General features: G+C 72.5%; 12 protein-coding genes. 8 read left to right on the plus strand and 4 right to left on the minus strand.

The window, feature by feature from the left end:
* Positions 1-253 precede the first annotated feature (253 nt).
* On the plus strand, positions 254-1714 hold the full coding sequence (locus IEZ04_RS02100) for a serine/threonine-protein kinase (RefSeq protein WP_189214847.1): 1461 nt from the start codon (positions 254-256) through the stop codon (positions 1712-1714).
* Here IEZ04_RS02100 and IEZ04_RS02105 read toward each other — a convergent pair.
* Positions 1679-3883, minus strand: coding sequence for a glycosyltransferase family 4 protein (locus IEZ04_RS02105; RefSeq protein WP_189214848.1), 2205 nt, complete (start codon positions 3881-3883; stop codon positions 1679-1681). The genes IEZ04_RS02100 and IEZ04_RS02105 overlap by 36 nt on opposite strands.
* A 326-nt stretch (positions 3884-4209) precedes the next feature.
* On the opposite strand from IEZ04_RS02105, the gene IEZ04_RS02110 reads away from it, so the two are divergent.
* The 3 genes from IEZ04_RS02110 to IEZ04_RS02120 all read left to right on the plus strand — a co-directional run bounded on the left by IEZ04_RS02110 (position 4210) and on the right by IEZ04_RS02120 (position 9647).
* A complete protein-coding gene (locus tag IEZ04_RS02110) occupies positions 4210-5811 on the plus strand; it encodes a diacylglycerol/lipid kinase family protein (protein WP_189214849.1) in 1602 nt (533 codons plus the stop codon).
* 115 nt (positions 5812-5926) lie between these two features.
* Positions 5927-7639: a succinic semialdehyde dehydrogenase gene (locus tag IEZ04_RS02115; protein WP_189214850.1), complete on the plus strand. Its 1713-nt coding sequence runs from the start codon at positions 5927-5929 to the stop codon at positions 7637-7639.
* Between the two features lie 79 nt (positions 7640-7718).
* Positions 7719-9647, plus strand: coding sequence for a GMC family oxidoreductase (locus IEZ04_RS02120; protein WP_189214851.1), 1929 nt, complete (start codon positions 7719-7721; stop codon positions 9645-9647).
* Between the two features lie 787 nt (positions 9648-10434).
* On the opposite strand, the gene IEZ04_RS02125 is transcribed toward IEZ04_RS02120, so the two are convergent.
* Positions 10435-10734 (minus strand): chorismate mutase, encoded by a 300-nt coding sequence (locus IEZ04_RS02125; protein ID WP_189214852.1) that lies wholly within the window; start codon positions 10732-10734, stop codon positions 10435-10437.
* Positions 10735-11186: 452 nt separating this feature from the next.
* Here IEZ04_RS02125 and guaA point away from each other — a divergent pair, with 452 nt between their 5' ends.
* Entirely contained in the window at positions 11187-12773 is a 1587-nt protein-coding gene (gene guaA, locus IEZ04_RS02130) for a glutamine-hydrolyzing GMP synthase (protein ID WP_189214853.1), read from the plus strand.
* Between the two features lie 58 nt (positions 12774-12831).
* Here guaA and IEZ04_RS02135 read toward each other — a convergent pair whose 3' ends face one another.
* Positions 12832-13329, minus strand: coding sequence for a pyridoxamine 5'-phosphate oxidase family protein (locus IEZ04_RS02135; RefSeq protein ID WP_189215359.1), 498 nt, complete (start codon positions 13327-13329; stop codon positions 12832-12834).
* Positions 13330-13506: 177 nt separating this feature from the next.
* Between IEZ04_RS02135 and IEZ04_RS02140 the strand changes: the two genes are divergently transcribed.
* Positions 13507-14301, plus strand: coding sequence for a class II aldolase/adducin family protein (locus tag IEZ04_RS02140; RefSeq protein WP_189214854.1), 795 nt, complete (start codon positions 13507-13509; stop codon positions 14299-14301).
* A gap of 73 nt (positions 14302-14374) precedes the next feature.
* Here the strand turns inward: IEZ04_RS02140 and IEZ04_RS02145 are convergent, their stop codons facing one another.
* Positions 14375-15256, minus strand: a complete 882-nt coding sequence (locus IEZ04_RS02145; protein ID WP_189214855.1) for a DUF4429 domain-containing protein — start codon at positions 15254-15256, stop codon at positions 14375-14377.
* Positions 15257-15567: 311 nt separating this feature from the next.
* Between IEZ04_RS02145 and IEZ04_RS02150 the strand changes: the two genes are divergently transcribed.
* Both IEZ04_RS02150 and IEZ04_RS02155 read left to right on the plus strand, forming a co-directional pair.
* Complete coding sequence (locus IEZ04_RS02150) at positions 15568-16839, plus strand: hypothetical protein (RefSeq protein WP_189215360.1); 1272 nt, start codon at positions 15568-15570, stop codon at positions 16837-16839.
* A 303-nt stretch (positions 16840-17142) separates the two neighbouring features.
* Positions 17143-17673, plus strand: a complete 531-nt coding sequence (locus tag IEZ04_RS02155; RefSeq protein WP_189214856.1) for a DoxX family protein — start codon at positions 17143-17145, stop codon at positions 17671-17673.
* The last annotated feature ends 43 nt before the right edge of the window (positions 17674-17716 follow it).

Consider the following 17716-nt stretch of genomic DNA (forward strand, 5'->3'; position numbering starts at 1 on the left):
CACGGAGTGACGCACGGGGCGACGGCGCGGTGACCTGAGGGGCGTCGGCGCAGGGCTGGGCCGGCGGACGGCGTACGAGCGGTGGGAACGGCCGGCGGCCGGGCGCTCCTGCGAGCTCATGACCCCGGAGTACGCGGGGCTCCCAGCCGGTCGGACGGCGTACGCCCCCTGCGTGCGTGTGTACGGCGCTTACCGGCCATGCGCGGGCACGGCACCCCGGAAGGGCTCCGTCCGGTGCGGCATGATGAGGCGTATGGGGACCGAGGGGGCCGACTTCCGTGTCATAGCTGGTCGTTACCGCCTGGAGAGCAGACTCGGACGGGGCGGCATGGGCGTCGTCTGGCGGGCCACCGACCAGCTCCTCGGCCGGCAGGTGGCGGTCAAGGAACTCGTCATCGATCCGGCGCTCCCCGAGCGGGAGGCCCGGCGGCAGCGCGAGCGCACCCGGCGCGAAGCCCGCGCGGTGGCGCAGCTCAGCCACCCCAGCATCGTCGCCGTGCACGACGTCGTCGAGGACGACGCACGCCCGTACATCGTGATGGAACTGATCGACGGCGGCTCGCTGGAGGACCGTGTCGCCGCGCACGGCCCGGTGGACGCGCGCGAGGCCGCCCGGATCGGCATCGACCTGCTGGGCGCGCTGCGCAAGGCGCACGACTCCGGAGTCCTGCACCGCGACCTCAAGCCCGCGAACGTCCTGCTCGAGGAGGGCACCGACCGCGTCGTCCTCACCGACTTCGGCATCGCGCAGTTCCCGGGCGCGACGACACTCACCCGGAACGGGGCCTTCGTCGGCTCGCCCGAGTACACCGCGCCCGAGCGCATGGCGGGGGCGCGCACGGGTCCGGAGTCCGACCTGTGGTCGCTGGGCGCGCTGCTCTGCGCGGCGCTGAGCGGTGAGTCGCCGTTCCGGCGCGACTCGCTGGGCGGCATCCTGCACGCGGTCGTGGCCGACGAGATACGCACGCCCGCGCAGGCGGCGCCGCTGCTCCCCGTCGTCCTCGGGTTGCTGGAGCGGGATCCGGCGGCACGGCTGGACGCGGGGGAGGCGGAGCGCCTGCTGCGGGCCTACCGGGAGACGGGGCGGATGCCGCAGGTGCCACCGGGACACCTGCCGGTGCGGCGGCAGCTGGCGAGGCCCTTCACGCTGTTCCGCGAACCGACGACCGGCCCGTCCGGGGAGTCGTCCGCGGGAGGGGGAGGACCAGACCCCGGGGCCGGAGAGGGCGCGGGGGCATGGGACGCCTGGGACGTCGGTGACGTGGGGGACGTGCGGGACCTTGAGGAGGGCAGGTACGTCGGGCGGGAAGCGCCTCCCGGAAGTGACGGCTCGGCCGCCGGGGAGGGGCGCGTGGCGGGCGGGGGCGCCGCCGGTGGTGGCCCGGGCGGCGGGGGAAGGGCCGGGTCCGCCGGGCGGCTCTCCTGGAAGGGTGCCGTGATCGCGGCGGCGCTGGTCGCCGCGATGGCCGGGGCGGGCGTGTCGGCTGTCGCGCTGCTGGTGCGGGAAGGGGGCGACGGCGGCGGGCCGCCGTCGAGCAGTGAACCGCCCCCGCCCACGGGCACGACCTCGCCGCCCGGCGAGACCTCACCCACGGCATCACCGACCCGATCGCCCACGGGGACCGGATCGCCGACGGCCACGGGGACGCCCTCGCCCACGACCGCCCTCCCCGGTGCCTCAGGTGACCCCGTCCCGGCGCACACTCACCCCTAGGTCGTTGGTGACGGTGAAGAGGAAGCGGGCGCGCACCGTGGCACCGTCCGTCCCGGGCAGCACGACGGCCGGGTACTTGGCGGTCTTCCTGCGGTCCACGACATCGTCGAGCAGACGCCCGAGACGAACGGGCGCCGCGCCCTCCGCGGGACGCAGGTAGAGGTCCCAGACTGTCTCCTCGGCGGAGCCGGCGGGCCCGGGCAGCGCCGTGAGCCGCACCCGGAAACACCGCCCTTCCGCCGTCGTCACCGGCGCCTCGAAGCCTTCGGTGTCCTGACCTCGCCCGACGCCCACCAGCGCGGCTCCTCCACCCAGCGGGGCGGGCCCGTGGAGGACGCCCTCGACGGCGGGCGAGCCGTCGACGGCGGACAGGGCGGTGACCTCCCCGTGCGCGGTCCGCCGGAAGGTCCGCAGGGCGAGGTGGCCGCCCTTGGTCCGGTACGGGATCCACCAGGCGACGGACTCCTCCGGTGCGAGCGCGGGGGCCGTGCGCAGCAGACCGCGCTGCTCGACGAGCAACGCGGCGAGGCGCCGGCGTGCGCCGTCCGGGAGCCGCTCGACGTACACGTCCCAGCGCCCCTCGGCCAGGTCGAGCCGACCGTGGGCCAAGGTGGCGCTCCAGGCGCCCTTCGCCCCGGTCGGCGGCTCCAGCGGCACGCGCGCCTCGGGCGCCCCGGCGCCGCCGCGCCGATGCCGCAGCACGAGCACGAACCGCTCCCCGGGTCCGGTGAGATCGGGCAACCCCGACGCGCGTACCGAGACCCGCACGTCCCCCTCGGCGTCGACCCGGCAACCGCCCTTCGGCCGCAGCGGACGGGGCCCGGCTTCGGGCGGCGCCGGAAGCGGCGGGGGAGCGGACTGATGCGCGACGGGGGCGTTGGGGGCGTTGGGGGCGGCGGACGCGACGGGCGCGCGAGGTAGCAGATCACGCACCACGTCACGCACCGCACCGCGCACCGTCTCACCCACCGCACCCCGTACCGCACGGCGCACCCGGCGTGCGGCCTTCACCGCGACGGACGTGCGCGCCCGCCGCAGCTCGGCGAACAACTGCTCGTACTCCCCGGCGATCACCCGGGGGGCGTACCGCTGCACGGCCGCACGGCCCGCGGTGCCGAGACGAATCCGCAGGTCACGGTCCTCGATCAGGGTCAGCAGCCCGCCCGCGAGCGCGTCCGCGTTCCCGGGCGGCACGAGCAGGCCGTCGCGTCCGGCGGTGACGATCTCGCCGGGACCGTGCGGGCAGTCGGCGGCGACCACGGGCACCCCGGCGTGCATGGCCTCCAGGATCGTCATCCCGAACGACTCCCACTCGGAACTGACCGCCGCGACGGACGCCTTGGCCCATTCGGTCTCGATGGCGGCGTGCGAGCCCATGAGGAACACGTGGTCGTTGAGGCCGAGGGCGTCGACGACGGCGCGGAGGCGTGCCCGTTCGGGCCCCTGGCCGTAGATCCGCAGCCGCCACTCGGGATGTACGGCGGCGACCTTGGCGAAGGCCTCGATGAGCAGGTCGTAGCGCTTGACCCGGACGAGCCGGCCGGCGGCGACGACCAGGGGGACGCTCAGGTCGGAGGGCTCGGCCTTCGGCCGTGGCGCCGTGTTGCCGATACCGGTGATCCTGGCCCGTGCCGTGGGCAGGTGCCGCTGGTGGTCGGCGGCGTCCCGTGCGGAGACGGTCACGAAGGCGTCCAGATGACGGATCGCCTGGTTCTGCGCCGCGCGGACCCCGGGCACGTGGTGGCCGTACGACAGGTGCTCCTGCCCGATCCGCAGGTAGCGGCGCGACCCGTGCTCCGCGAGGAGGACGACGAGTGCGGGGCGGGTCGCGACGACGACGTCGGCGTCCGTCGCGTCCAGGAAGGTGCACAGGCGGTGGTCGGTGAGCGCGGTGTAACGGTGGGCCAGCACCTCGGACGGCGGCACGATGTCGGAGGGCTGGGCCATGAGTTCGTGCGTCCCCTCGTACGACGCCGCGTCGGGCCGCTCGTCGACGAGCGGCCGTAACCGCACCTTGCCGCTCACCTCGAGCAGCGGCTTGTTCGCGGTGCGGAACACCGAGACGACCTCGACCTCGTGGCGGGAGGCCAGCGCCCCGGCCAGGTTGAGGGTCGAGCGGACCGTGCCGCCGACGGCGTAGGCGTTGTGCAGCAGAAAGCTGATCCTCATTGCTCGCGGCGGCTCCACACTCGGGACGTCGTCGCGGCGCTCGGCACGCTCCGACGTCGGTCCGGGCGACGGCCGGTACGGCCGTGCCCGGCATCATCAACAGCGCGAGGCCCCGGTAGGACCCGGTCAGGGGGCGGACAATCACGCCTTCCGGGGCGTGTCGCGTCGCCTCCGCGGCGGGAAGTGGTCCGGGCGGGTGAGAGCCCTGAATCTTGTCGGAACAGTGCGCCGTGCGCGAGACCCGGAGGCGACCGCCCGCCACGCTCTACTCTTTCCATGTCGTTGTCGAGCGCGTGATCGACAGGGCGGGGCGGGGAGGCGGCGGGGTGGCTATCGATCTCGACGGGCGGGCCCATGCGCGGCAGCGGTGGGCCGCCCGTACCGCGTTGGGCGCCGCGGCCGTCGCCGTACTGCTGCCGGTGGCCGTCGCCAGGGCCGCGAGCCTGCTCCTGCTGGCCGGCGGTCTGCTCGGCATGGGGTTCACGCTCGCCGGGATCTGGTGGGCGCTGACGCGCAGGGGCCCGGCCCGCGCGGCCTCCGTGTTACTCGCGGTCGCCGCCCCCGTCGTCGTCGTCGCGCTGTTCGCCGCCGCCAACCTGTTGTGGGTCGTCGTCGTGTCCCTGATGCTGTGGGGGCTGGCGGTGTCGGCGGGCAAGTACGCGCTGAGCAGTACGAAGTCCCATCAGGTGCGCGTGCACGAGTACCGGGCCCCCGCCCCGGCGCGCCCCTTCCTGATCATGAATCCGCGCTCCGGGGGCGGCAAGGTCGAGCGGTTCGCCCTGCAGGAGAAGGCCGAACGGCTGGGCGCGCGGGTGCACGTCCTCGACACGGAGCGGCCGGGTGGCGAGGAGGACGTCGTCGCGCTCGCCCGGGACGCCGTCCGCGACGGGGCCGATCTGCTCGGGGTCGCCGGCGGGGACGGCACGCAGGCACTCGTCGCCGCCGTCGCCGCCGAACACGGCATCCCCTTCCTCGTCATCTCCGCCGGCACCCGCAACCACTTCGCCATGGACCTCGGGCTCGACCGCGACGACCCCGCCGCCTGCCTCGACGCGCTCACCGACGCCGGCGTGGAGATGCGCGTCGACCTCGGCTTCGTCGGGACACCGGGGGACGGCGCGCCGCACCCGTTCGTCAACAACGCCTCCTTCGGCGCGTACGCCGCCATCGTGCAGAGCCCGGAGTACCGGGACGACAAGGTGCGTACGTCCCTGGAGATGCTGCCCGAACTGCTCACGCACCAGCGCGGGCCACGGCTGGTCGTGCGGGCCGGGAAGACCGTGATCGAGGCGCCCCAGGCCGTGCTCGTGTCCAGCAACCCCTACCGCAGCGACGACCTGCTCGGTCTCGGGCGGCGCGAACGGCTGGACTCCGGACGGCTGGGCGTGCTCGGCGTCAAGGTGGAGAACGCCGCCGAGGCCGCGGCCCTGCTGCTCGGCCCCAACGCCCCCGGTGTCACCGTCCTGACCGCCCAGGAGGTGATCGTCGAGGCCGACCGGCCCCGGATCGACGTCGGGATCGACGGCGAGGCGCTGTGCCTGCCGGCGCCCGTACGGTGCCGGATCGCGCCGCGCGCCCTGCGGGTGCGGGTGCCCGCCGGCCGCCCCGGCGTCCCGGAGCCCAAACCGCCCCTGGACTGGCGGCGGCTGCGCAAGCTCGCGGCGGCGGTCGGACGCACGGCCCTGCCCAAGAGCCGCCAGAACACGGGGAACTGGCAGGACTGGCAGCGGGGGCGGAAGCTGCGGGACCCCGAGGAGGGCCGGCAGGAGGGGCAGTCATCGCTGAGCGCGCAGGGCTGGCAGGTCTGGCGACACGTGCAGGGGCGGCAGAGCCGGCGGAACTGGGAGACCTGGCGGACGTACTGGGCCACGCGGACGGCACGCGTCCGGCAGCACCGACGGAAGCGGGACAGTCCCCCCGACGGCTGACAACGCCCTGATCACCGCGAACGTTGCCACTGATCGCTGGCGTCGTGTGCGCACCCGGTGAAAGCCCGTTACCGACGGGTACCCAAAGCGTGCGCGCAGGCATACCCTGCGCCTCATGACCGACGCGCAGGCTCCTGAGAAGGCCAGTACGGGCGGTACCGCCGCTGCTGATGTCCCGGTCGTTGCGACAGATACGACAGGTGCGACGGGTGCGACAGATGCGACGGGTGCGACAGGTGTGCCCGGCGCCAACCCCGTCGCCCGCGCCCCCGAGGGCGTGCGCACCGCCGCCGACGTGGTCACCCCGGAGCTGGTCGCCCAGCTCACCAAGGGCGTGGCGGGCACCGGACGTACGGTCAACCACACGCCGTTCACCGGCGAGAAGCTGGCCGACCTGCCCGAGTCGACCCCGGAGGACGTGCACAAGGCGTTCGAGCACGCGCGCGCGGCGCAGGCCGTGTGGGCGCAGGTGCCCGTACGGCAGCGCGCCGCCGTCCTGCTCCGCTTCCACGACCTGCTGCTAGAGCGCCAGGCCGAGGTGCTGGACCTGGTCCAGCTGGAGACCGGCAAGGCGCGGCTGCACGCCCACGAGGAGGTGCAGGCCGTCGCCGTGGCGGCCCGGCACTACGGGTACAAGGCGGTCGCGTACCTGCGGCCCAGACGGCACGCGGGCGCGCTCCCGGCACTCACCCGGGTCACCCAGCTGCGCCACCCGCGCGGCGTCGTCGGCCAGATCGCGCCCTGGAACTACCCGCTGGAGTTGTCCGTCGGCGACGCGCTGCCCGCCCTGGTCGCGGGCAACGCCGTCGTGCTGAAGCCCGACACCGAGACCGCCCTCACCGCGCTGTGGGCCCGTGACCTGCTGGTCGAGGCCGGGCTGCCCGCCGGGGCCCTGCAGGTCGTCATCGGCGAGGGACCGGTGGTCGGGCCCGAGGTCGTCCGGCGCGCCGACTACGTCTCCTTCACCGGCTCCACCGCCACCGGCCGCGAGGTCGCGGCAGGGGCCGCCGTACGGCTCATCGGCGCCTCCCTCGAACTCGGCGGCAAGAACGCCATGCTGGTCCTCCAGGACGCCGACGTCGACAAGGCCGCCGCGGGCGCGGTCCGCGCGTGCTTCTCCTCCGCCGGCCAGCTCTGCATCTCCATCGAGCGGCTGTACGTGCACGAGTCGGTCGCCGACGCCTTCCTGGAGCGGTTCGCGGCCCGCACCCGCGCCCTGCGGCTGGGCACGTTCCTCGCGTACGGCGCCGACATGGGCTCGCTGGTGAGCGCACGGCAGCTGGAGACCGTGACGCGGCACGTGGAGGAGGCCGTCGCCATGGGTGCGAAGGTCGTCGCCGGAGGTGTCGCCCGCCCGGACGTCGGCCCGTACTTCTACGAGCCGACCATCCTCACCGGCGTCGAGGTGCCCATGGCGGTGTGCACGGAGGAGACGTTCGGCCCGGTCGTCTCCGTCTACCGGGTCAAGGACGAGAACGAGGCGATCCTGCTGGCCAACGCCACGGCGTACGGGCTCAACGCATCGGTGTGGACGAAGGACGGGCGCCGGGGCCGCGCGGTCGCCGCCCGGTTGCGCGCCGGCACGGTCAACGTCAACGAGGGGTACGCCGCGGCGTACGGCAGCGTCCAGGCGCCCATGGGCGGCATGCGGGAGTCCGGTCTGGGCCGCCGCCACGGCTCCGAGGGCATCCTCAAGTACACGGAGGCCCAGACCGTCGCCCACCAGCGGCTGCTGCCGCTGGCGCCCTCGATGGGCATGGACGACCAGAAGTACGCGGCGTTCATGAGCCGCAGCCTGAGACTGATGAAGACATTGGGACTGCGTTAGACCGCCTCCGCCACCGCCTCCGCCACCGCCTCCGCCGCCTCCCGATTCCCGCCCCGGCAGTTCTCAACGAGGAGAGCACATGTCCCTGGACGACGCTGCCCAGAAGCAGGCCCACGACCATGACGCCGACACCCGGAACCACGACTGTGAGGAGTATGGCGACCATGGGAACCATGACGACGATGACGACTACGACGACTATGAGGACTGTGACTACGACGTCATCGTCGTCGGTTCGGGCTTCGGCGGCTCCGTCACGGCCCTGCGTCTGACCGAGAAGGGCTACCGGGTGGGCGTCCTGGAGGCGGGCCGCCGCTTCACGCGCGAGTCGCTGCCGAAGAGCTCCTGGGACCTGAGGAACTACCTCTGGGCGCCCCGGCTGGGCATGTACGGCATCCAGCGCATCCACCTGCTGGGCAAGGTCATGGTGCTGGCGGGCGCCGGCGTGGGCGGCGGCTCCCTCAACTACGCCAACACCCTCTACGTACCGCCGAGGGCCTTCTTCGAGGACCCGCAGTGGCGGGACATCACCGACTGGCAGGAGGAGCTCCAGCCGTACTACGACCAGGCCCGGCGCATGCTCGGGGTACGGATCAACCCGACGACCACGCCCTCGGACGTCCACCTCAGGGCGGTCGCCGAGCGGATGGGCTGCGGCGACACCTTCCACATGGCGCCGGTCGGCGTCTTCTTCGGTGACGGCGAGGACGCCGACGGGAGGGTGCGGGCGGAGCCCGGCGAAGAGGTCCCCGACCCGTACTTCGGCGGCGCGGGCCCAGCCCGCCGGGCCTGCGCCGAGTGCGGCGAGTGCATGACCGGCTGCCGCCACGGCGCGAAGAACACCCTTAACGAGAACTACCTCCACCTCGCCGAGAAGGCCGGCGCGGTCGTCCACCCGATGACCACCGTCGTGTCGGTCACGGACGACTCCCGGGGCGGGTACGCCGTCACCACCCTCCCGACCGACGCGGGCCGCAAGGGCGGCAAGGCCGGCAAGGCCGGCAAGGACAGGAGCCGTACCTACCGGGCGCGCCGCGTCGTCCTCGCGGCCGGCACCTACGGCACCCAGACGCTGCTCCACCGGATGAAGGAGGGCGGCCGACTGCCCCACCTGTCCGACCGGCTGGGCATGCTGACCCGTACCAACTCCGAGGCGCTGGTGGGGGCGCAGACCGACGACCGCCGCTACCGCGCGGCGCACGGGGCGCCCGGAGCCGACTTCACCAGAGGCGTGGCCATCACGTCCTCGATCCACCCCGACGGCAACACCCACATAGAGCCCGTCCGCTACGGCAAGGGCTCCAACGCGATGGGCGGCCTGTCCATCCTCCAGATCCCCTACGTGGGGGGCGCGGGCGGCTCGGCCCGCGTGCTCGCCTGGCTCGCACACGCCGCTCGCCATCCCGTGCAGCTGCTCCGCTCGCTCTCCAACCGGCGCTGGTCGGAACGCACCATCATCGGCCTGGTGATGCAGTCCCTGGACAACTCGCTGACGACCCACCTGAAGCGGAAGGGCGTCGGGAAGGGACTGCTGACGGCTCGACAGGGTCACGGCGCCCCCAATCCCGTGCAGATCGAGGCCGCCACCAGGGCCGCGTCCGCTCTCGCCGAGGAGATCAACGGCTTCCCGGGCGGCAATGTCGGTGAGCTGATGGGCATGCCGCTGACCGCGCACTTCCTGGGCGGCTGCCCGATCGGCGCCTCCCCCGAGGAGGGCGTGATCGACCCGTACCACCGGCTGTACGGGCACCCGGGCATCTCGGTCGTCGACGGCGCCGCGGTCTCGGCGAACCTCGGCGTCAACCCCTCGCTCACGATCACCGCGCAGGCCGAGCGCGCGATGTCGTACTGGCCGAACAAGGGCGAGACCGACCCACGCCCCGCGCCGGGCGCCGCGTACGAGCGACTGGAGCCGGTCGAGCCCCGGCGGCCGGCGGTCCCGGCGGACGCGTTCGGCGCGCTGCGACTGCCGTTCCTCGGAGTGCCGGCGGTGCCACCGCGGAAGTGACCCACCCGGTCGTAGGAACTGCGGCCGTACGGAACTGCGGCCGTACGGACCCACGAGGTACGAGGAAGGACCCGCACCCCCCTCCGAGTGCGGGTCCTTCTTCTGTTGATCTCGCACGTGTGACCGGCGAGATCAACGAAGGGTTGTGCCTCTCTTGACAAAAAACTTATGTGTGCTGGATCACAGTGAACGCGGGTCGGGGCGGGGAAAGGGCGTCCACGACGACGAAGAGCCCCGCGGGACCGGCCCGCGGGGCTCTTCTGTGTCAGCACCGACGTCAGGGCAGCGCCGGTGCCTCAGGAGCGGCGCCGGGGGTCGCGCCGCCTGCTCGGTCCGGCTCGCTTGTCCGCCGGTCGGTGCGCCGGCTCACCGGGAGCGCACACGTGGTGTCGACCTCTGGCGGTCGAGCTCTGCTGAGCAGTTGTTCCGGGGTGCGGGCTGTCCTTGCATCGTGCTGGATGGGCCGCGGCCTCCGCAACCGTTTCGACCACCCTTGAACAGATACCGCCGGTCGGCTCCGGGCGTCCCCGAAGCCGACCGTTCTCTGGGTGACCGGGCTGCTGTCCCCTGCCGTCCGGTCACGACCCTGGAGCGAGGTCCCACGGCGCACGTCACGATCCGTGCGCCTCATCGCTCCAGCGGAGCCACGCGTGGTTCTTCCGGGCCCGCGCCTGGCTGACACGGGCACCGGGACCAACGAAGGGTTTCGCGCGGCGGTCACGTGGCGTACGGGTGAGAGGGCGTGCGCACGTGCGTACGCCGGGCGTGCGTGCGGTACGCGCGCCGGTCAGACGCGGCCCCGGCAGAGCTCCAGCAGGGTCATGGCCAGAGGCGTGCCGGGCTTGCCGAGGGCGTCCCGGTAACGGGTGAGGATCTCCATCTCGCGGGTGAGGTGCACGCGCCGGCCACCCGAGGTGATGCGGGCCTCCTGGATGACGGCGGACACGGCCATGCGCTCCTGGACCAGCCCGATGATGCGATCGTCCAGCGCGTCGATGCGTTCGCGGGCGTTCGCGATCACGTCGGCGGCCTGTTCGGTCCGGGCGCCGGTCGTGGCGGCGGGGGTCGTGCCGGTGTCGGCGGTCATGTCGGGGCTCCTCTGGGTCGAAGGAGGCGCTCCGGGCGACGGTCCCGCAAACGCTCAGGCGCCCCGGACCTTGTCGGCCCGGGGCGCCTAGGAAGTCGCTCGTCAGTTGCTCAAGCAGCACGACCATGGCAGCCGGTGGGCCGGTTGCCATAGGTAAAGACGAAGGTCGGGTGCGCGAGCATGGGAGCCAGTATGCCCCTGCCGCGGAGGGGGGACCAAGCGGGGCCGCATGCTGAGACGGCGGAACGGCGGAACGGCGGAACGGCGGAACGGCGGGACGGTGAAACGGCGGGACGGTGAAACGGCGGGACGGTGAAACGGCGGGACGGTGAAACGGCGGAACGTGACGCGAGCCCGGCGGCGCGGCCGCCGTCCGTGGCACAGGTCTCGCGTACGGCCCCCGGTAGAATCGACAGCACCCAGACCCCCGCCGAACCGCCGGAAGGCAACCCTTGTCATCAGCGACTCCCGCTGCCGCGCAGCCCGACACCGTTCTGGTCGTCGACTTCGGCGCGCAGTACGCCCAGCTCATCGCCCGCCGAGTCCGTGAGGCCCGGGTCTACAGCGAGATCGTGCCGAGCACCATGCCGGTGGACGAGATCCTCGCCAAGAAACCCGCGGCGATAATCCTCTCCGGCGGCCCCTCGTCCGTGTACGCGGAGGGCGCGCCCCGCCTCGACCGCGAGATCTTCGAGGCCGGTGTCCCCGTCTTCGGCATGTGCTACGGCTTCCAGCTGATGGCCGAGACCCTGGGTGGCACGGTCGACAACACGGGCGCGCGCGAGTACGGCCGTACGCCCCTCCAGGTCAGCAAGTCCGGCTCCACGCTCTTCGAGGGCACCCCGGACGAGCAGTCGGTGTGGATGTCGCACGGCGACGCGTGCAGCGCGGCCCCCGAGGGCTTCACCGTGACGGCCTCCACCGACGTCGTCCCGGTCGCCGCCTTCGAGAACGACGAGAAGAAGCTGTACGGCGTCCAGTACCACCCGGAGGTCATGCACTCCACGCACGGACAGCAGGTGCTGGAGCACTTCCTGTACCGGGGCGCGGGCCTGAGCCCGGAGTGGACCACCGGCAACGTGATCGAGGAGCAGGTCGAGGCCATCCGCGCGCAGGTCGGCACGAAGCGCGCGATCTGCGGGCTCTCCGGCGGCGTGGACTCCGCCGTCGCGGCCGCCCTCGTCCAGAAGGCCATCGGCTCGCAGCTGACCTGCGTCTACGTCGACCACGGCCTGATGCGCAAGGGTGAGACCGAACAGGTCGAGAAGGACTTCGTCGCCGCCACGGGCGTCCAGCTGAAGGTCGTCGACGCGGAGGAGCGCTTCCTCACCGCGCTCAAGGGCGTCAGCGACCCGGAGGAGAAGCGGAAGATCATCGGCCGCGAGTTCATCCGGGTCTTCGAGCAGGCCCAGGCCGAGATCGTGGCCGAGGCGCCGGACGACCAGCCGGTGGAGTTCCTCGTCCAGGGCACCCTCTACCCGGACGTCGTCGAGTCCGGCGGCGGCACCGGCACTGCCAACATCAAGTCGCACCACAACGTCGGCGGCCTCCCCGAGGACCTCGAGTTCAAGCTCATCGAGCCGCTGCGCAAACTGTTCAAGGACGAGGTCCGGATGGTCGGCCAGGAGCTCGGCCTGCCCGACGAGATCGTCCAGCGCCAGCCGTTCCCCGGCCCCGGCCTCGGCATCCGCATCGTCGGCGAGGTCACCAAGGAGCGGCTCGACCTGCTGCGCGAAGCCGACGCCATCGCCCGCGAGGAGCTGACGGCGGCCGGCCTCGACCGTGACATCTGGCAGTGCCCGGTGGTCCTGCTCGCGGACGTGCGCAGCGTCGGCGTCCAGGGCGACGGCCGGACCTACGGCCACCCGATCGTCCTGCGGCCCGTCTCCTCCGAGGACGCGATGACCGCCGACTGGTCGCGCCTCCCGTACGACGTGCTCGCGAAGATCTCGACCCGCATCACGAACGAGGTGCGCGACGTCAACCGTGTCGTCCTCGACGTGACGTCGAAGCCGCCGGGCACGATCGAGTGGGAGTAGTCCCCACCGCCGTGTGTGCGTGAGAGGCGCCGCCCCGTTCAGGACGGGGCGGCGCCTCTCACGTGCGCCGGACGGTCCGTACGGGCTCGCCCGGTTTCCAGACCCGCACCGCCAGGTGGGTGCCGTCCTCCACGTACGTCTGTACGACCTCCGTGAGTTCCGTGCGGAAGAGGTGGAAGGAGGACGGGTCGGGCGGGTGCACGGCGTCCACGTACCGCTCCACCGTCTCCGCGTCGACGACCTCGATCGCCCGCCCGCCGATCCGTACGTCGCCGCTCCCTGCCATGTCCGTGCCCGGGCCGGGGTTCGCCTGGAGTGCGAAGCGCGGGTCGCGGCGCAGGTCGAGGGCCTTGAGCGAGTCCGGCATCATGCCGAGCCACAACTCACCGGCCAGGAAGCGGACCTCCAGTCCGGCCGTGCGCGGTGAGCCGTCCTTGCGGAGCGTGGCGAGGACATGGTGGGGGAACGCGCCGAAGCGCTCCTCGACGGTCCTGGCGAAGCCGGGATCGGCGGCTGCGAAGGCCGCCCAGTCGGCACGTGGGTGCGTACGGTCCATGCGGTCGATGATCCCGGGGAAATCAGACACCCTCCGTCGGGTATACGGACCGCGTCGACGCGTTTCTCTGACTCCCGTAAACATTGCGTATTGTCTTCACCCGGCGGCGCCGCCCACGCTCGCGTGAACGCCGACGGCGACACCCGCTTCGTCCAAGGAACCAGTGCTGGAGGACTGATGCACGGTCCCACACCACCTCTGCCCCGCCCCGCCGGCCGGCTGCGCTTCGCCATGCCGCCCAAACACGAAACGCTGGACGACGAGCGCCGCCACCGCAAGGAACGGCTGGCCGGGGCGCTGCGCATCTTCGGGCGGCTCGGCTTCGACGACGGGGTCTCCGGGCACATCACGGTGCGTGACCCCGAGTTCAGCGACTGTTTCTGGGTCAATCCGTTCGGGATGCCGTTCCGGCACGTCACGGTGAGCGATCTGGTGATGGTGAACTCCGAGGGGCAGGTCGTCCACGGTCACTACCACGTGAACCAGGCGGCGTTCACGGTCCACGCCCAGGTGCACGCGGCCCGTCCGGACGTCGTCGCCGTCGCCCACTGCCACTCCGTGCACGGGCGCGCGCTCTCCGCCCTCGGGGAGCTGCTGGACCCGATCACCCAGGAGAGCTGCGCCTTCTACGAGGACCACGGGCTGTACGACTCCTACACCGGTGTCGCCGTGAGCGCGGAGGAGGGCCGCCGGATCGCCGCCGCGCTCGGCAGCCGCAAGGCCCTGGTGCTGCGCAACCACGGGCTGCTGACGGTGGGCGACTCGGTGGACGCGGCGGCGTGGTGGTTCCTGTCGATGGAACGGTCGGCGCAGGTGCAGCTCACCGCGCGCGCCGCGGGACGGCCGGTGCTGGTCGACCACCGGCAGGCGGTGGCCACGCGGGAGCACCTGGGCGGGGACCTCATGGCCTGGATCAGCTACCAGCCCCTGTGGCAGGAGATCAGCAGGAGCGAGCCGGACCTGCTGAGCTAGATCGGCAGGTAGACCAGCAGGCAGATCGGCAGGTAGACCAGCAGGTAGGGCAGCAGGTAGGGCAGCCGGGAGGTCAGAAGCCCCTCAGCACAGCCGCCTTCGTCTGCGAGAACTCCTCGTCCGTGAGCACTCCGTCGCGGTGCAGCTCGCCCAACTCCCGTAGCCGCCGCAGGAGTACGTCGTGATGGTCGGACGGCGGCGCGGCGGCGGCACCGGTCAGGGGCCGGTCCACGAAGTCGGCGGCGCGTGTGGACGGGTGAGGGAGCCGGGCGGTGACGGCCGCGGCGACGAGGGCCGTGAGCAGGTCGCGACGGGCGCTGCCCCACAGGTCGAGGGCGTACGGATCCTTCTCGGGCGGCAGTTTCGAGAACGCCGCCTCCCGGGTCACGAAACGCATGAACCCGTCCTCGTAACCGGAGTTGGGCAGCCACTCCACCTGCACCAGATCGCCGACCGCGATGATCCGCGGTCCCGTGGCCCGCTTCACCCGGTCCGAGGTGTCGCTCCAGTCGATCCGGACGTGCGTACCGTCGAAGGACACCGTGCCGTCGCTGGACCGCACCGAGACGGGCACCGGGGGGCCGGGTAACAAGTAGCTCTTGGTGGGCTCCTTCGGGATCTGTTCGAGCAGGATGGCCCGGCGTATCTCCTCCGCCACGTACTCGGCGACGCCCGCGCGGTCGAGTGCGACGACCAGCCGGTACGGATCGGCCGCGTCCGGCAGCCGGCCGCCCGTCGCCGCGAGCAGCGGATCGCAGCCCTCGCGGAGCCGCAGCCGCAGCCGGCCGCGCTTGCGCTCGGGTTCGAAGACGACCCCCGACACCGCTTCCAGGGGCACGGCGATCTCCCCGTACGTCTGCCGGAACAACGGCACCGAGCGGTGGAGTCCCGGCGTGATCCGAACCGTGGTCCCGTCGAAGGCCCAGGTCCCGTCGCGCTGGCTGATCTCGGCCATACGGGAATTCTCGCAGCCGGGCGCGTCCCGGGAAGGCAGCCGGGCGCTTCGGTCAACACGTCTCCCGACGCATCACCCCGCGTAGACCGGACCTGCCGGACGGTGACCGGGCCATGTACGGCACAATTCGTCGTCGTCCCATGGAAGTTGTACGGCTGTCACGAAGCACGGGCGTACGAAGCGGAACGACACTCATCGGTTGTTGGCGATGGCGATGGCGATGGCGATGGCGATGGCGATGGCTGTTGTTGTGCTGTGCCGGTGCTGTGCCGGTGGGAATCGATGACGGGGTGCGGGAAGGCGGCTCGGGCGTGGTGGTGCAGGAGGCGAGACGGGGCGCGGGCGCCCACGAGGGGGGCTGCGCGTGCGGGGGCTGCCCGCACGGCGCGCGTGAGGGACACCGGCGTGCGGTGGCCGAGTTCCTCCGCATGCGCGAGGAGTTCGCGTCGGGCAAGGGACTGCCCGCTGCGGTCGCGCACTCCGCGTCGGCGTCCCGCCAGTGGGTCTCCGACGAGCTCACCCAGTCCGCCGCCGTCGTCGCCGAACGGGGCCGCGCGGAGGGCGAGGCCTGGCTGGGACGCCTGTGGCTGCGAACGGCCGTCGTGGTCTGGGGCGCCGCGGTGATCCTGCTCCTCGTCCAGGCGCTCACCGCCGTCGGCGCGGGCTGGAGCGCCGCGCGCACGTCCGGGCTGCTGGCCGCACTGGTGCTCGGCGCCGCGCTGACGGCCGCCGGATATCTGCACCGCGCCCGGGGAGGCGCTCTGGCGCCCGTCATCGGTGAGGACAACCGGCTGTCCACCTCCCGTGCGGTCGCGGCGAGCTGGGTCCTCCTCTCGGTGTACTCGGTCCTGGTACTGGCCGGGCAACTGGCCGTCGCCTCGGACCACGGGCGCCGCGACGCCCTGATCGCCGGTCTCGACCTCACCCGCGGCGCCGGCGTCGTCACCGTCCTGGCGGTGACCAGTGCCATCGCCGTACTGGTGCGGCGGGTGGTCGGGCTGCGCGTGCTCGGCCAGCGCCTGCAGAAGGTCCGCGCGGACCGGCCCCGCGCCGCCGACCTGCTGACCGACGACTCCGGCCGGGGCAGCTTCACCGACATCCAGTACGTCGTCGTGAACTCCGCCGCCCTGCTGTTCGCCCTCGTACGGCTGGCCCGCCGCCCCGACCAACTCCCCGACCTCCCCTGGGGCCTGGCCCTCCTCGTCCTTGTCTCCGCGGTCACCTACTACTCCGGCAAGTACGCCGAGGGCGGCCGTCCCGTCATCCTCTCCGTCGTCCGGGCCCGCGAGGCGGGCGACCTCGACGCGCCCATCCGCACCGGGGACGACATCGAGATCCGCGGCGCCGGCTTCGTACCACCGGGTGCCCAGACCGCGGATCTGCTGTCCCGTATGGTGGTCCGCATCGGCGCCGTCCACGTGCACGTGCCGCTCGTCCCGGTCGCCGGAGGCTTCGGCAACCCGACGGACGCCGTCCTGACCGTGCCGGTCCCCGCCGACGTGGAACCCGGCCGGGTGGAGGTCCAGGTCGTCACAGCCGCGGGAGTGGAGACGAACCGCTGCCTGATCGAGGTGACGGACTGATCGAGGCGGCGGGCTGGTCGAGGCGGCGGGCCGACAAGAGGGGCGGGGCCTGCTTGGCTCCGTTGCCGGTTGGTTCCGACACTGCTCGGACCCGGAACTGCCCGAGCTGAGGGTGGAGCCGCGTCTGAATTGTGGTCTGGGGCGGGGGCTGGGTTGAGGCTAGCTTCGGCAGAGGTGGGAATCCCGCGCCGGATGCGGCTTCCGTACATCACCTGCACCGCGCCTGCTGGGCGGTATCCCCCATTCGTGCGTATGGTCAAGTTGAGGGGTCAACGGCACGGTGGCGAGAGGCGGCGGCAAGTCATGGCTCACAGTATGCGCACGAGCACGCAGACCCCCTATCTCCGTGATCGACGTGACTGGCAGGGCACCATCACCCGCTATGCCCTGCTGCCCCTCCGGATCTTCCTCGGTGTCACCTTCATCTACGCCGGCCTGGACAAGCTGACCGACGACGCGTTCATGTCCGGGACCGGAGCGGGGTCGATCGGCGAGACGATGCGAGCGGTGCGCGACTCCGCGGCGATCCCCCAGCTCGTGGACCTCGCCCTGCGGAACCCGGTCGGCTTCGGTTATGCCATGGCCCTCGGCGAGCTCGCCGTCGGTGTCGGTGCCCTGCTCGGTCTCCTCACCCGTCTCGCCGCTCTGGGTGGCGTCCTGATCTCCCTCAGTCTCTGGCTGACGGTCAGCTGGACCGCCGACCCGTACTACTACGGCAACGACCTCCCTTACCTCATGGCCTGGATCCCTCTCGTCCTCGCCGGTGCCACCGTCTTCTCGGTCGACGCGGCCCTCCGTGACCGGCGCAGGCGGAGGAAGGGCGGGTACCGCTGAGCGGCGCACTTGTCGGGTGCCCGGCCGGTACGGCCCGCCCCGC

It is taken from the genome of Streptomyces ruber (assembly GCF_014648075.1).
GTDB lineage: Bacteria > Actinomycetota > Actinomycetes > Streptomycetales > Streptomycetaceae > Streptomyces > Streptomyces ruber.

Bases quoted from the DNA above. Each gene is read 5' to 3' on its own strand.
- IEZ04_RS02105 (WP_189214848.1), bottom strand. From the start codon at position 3,883: ATGAGGATCAGCTTTCTGCTGCACAACGCCTACGCCGTCGGCGGCACG.
- IEZ04_RS02155 (WP_189214856.1), top strand. From the start codon at position 17,143: ATGGCTCACAGTATGCGCACGAGCACGCAGACCCCCTATCTCCGTGAT.
- IEZ04_RS02125 (WP_189214852.1), bottom strand. From the start codon at position 10,734: ATGACCGCCGACACCGGCACGACCCCCGCCGCCACGACCGGCGCCCGG.
- IEZ04_RS02140 (WP_189214854.1), top strand. From the start codon at position 13,507: ATGCACGGTCCCACACCACCTCTGCCCCGCCCCGCCGGCCGGCTGCGC.
- IEZ04_RS02135 (WP_189215359.1), bottom strand. From the start codon at position 13,329: ATGGACCGTACGCACCCACGTGCCGACTGGGCGGCCTTCGCAGCCGCC.
- IEZ04_RS02115 (WP_189214850.1), top strand. From the start codon at position 5,927: ATGACCGACGCGCAGGCTCCTGAGAAGGCCAGTACGGGCGGTACCGCC.
- IEZ04_RS02100 (WP_189214847.1), top strand. From the start codon at position 254: ATGGGGACCGAGGGGGCCGACTTCCGTGTCATAGCTGGTCGTTACCGC.
- IEZ04_RS02145 (WP_189214855.1), bottom strand. From the start codon at position 15,256: ATGGCCGAGATCAGCCAGCGCGACGGGACCTGGGCCTTCGACGGGACC.
- IEZ04_RS02120 (WP_189214851.1), top strand. From the start codon at position 7,719: ATGTCCCTGGACGACGCTGCCCAGAAGCAGGCCCACGACCATGACGCC.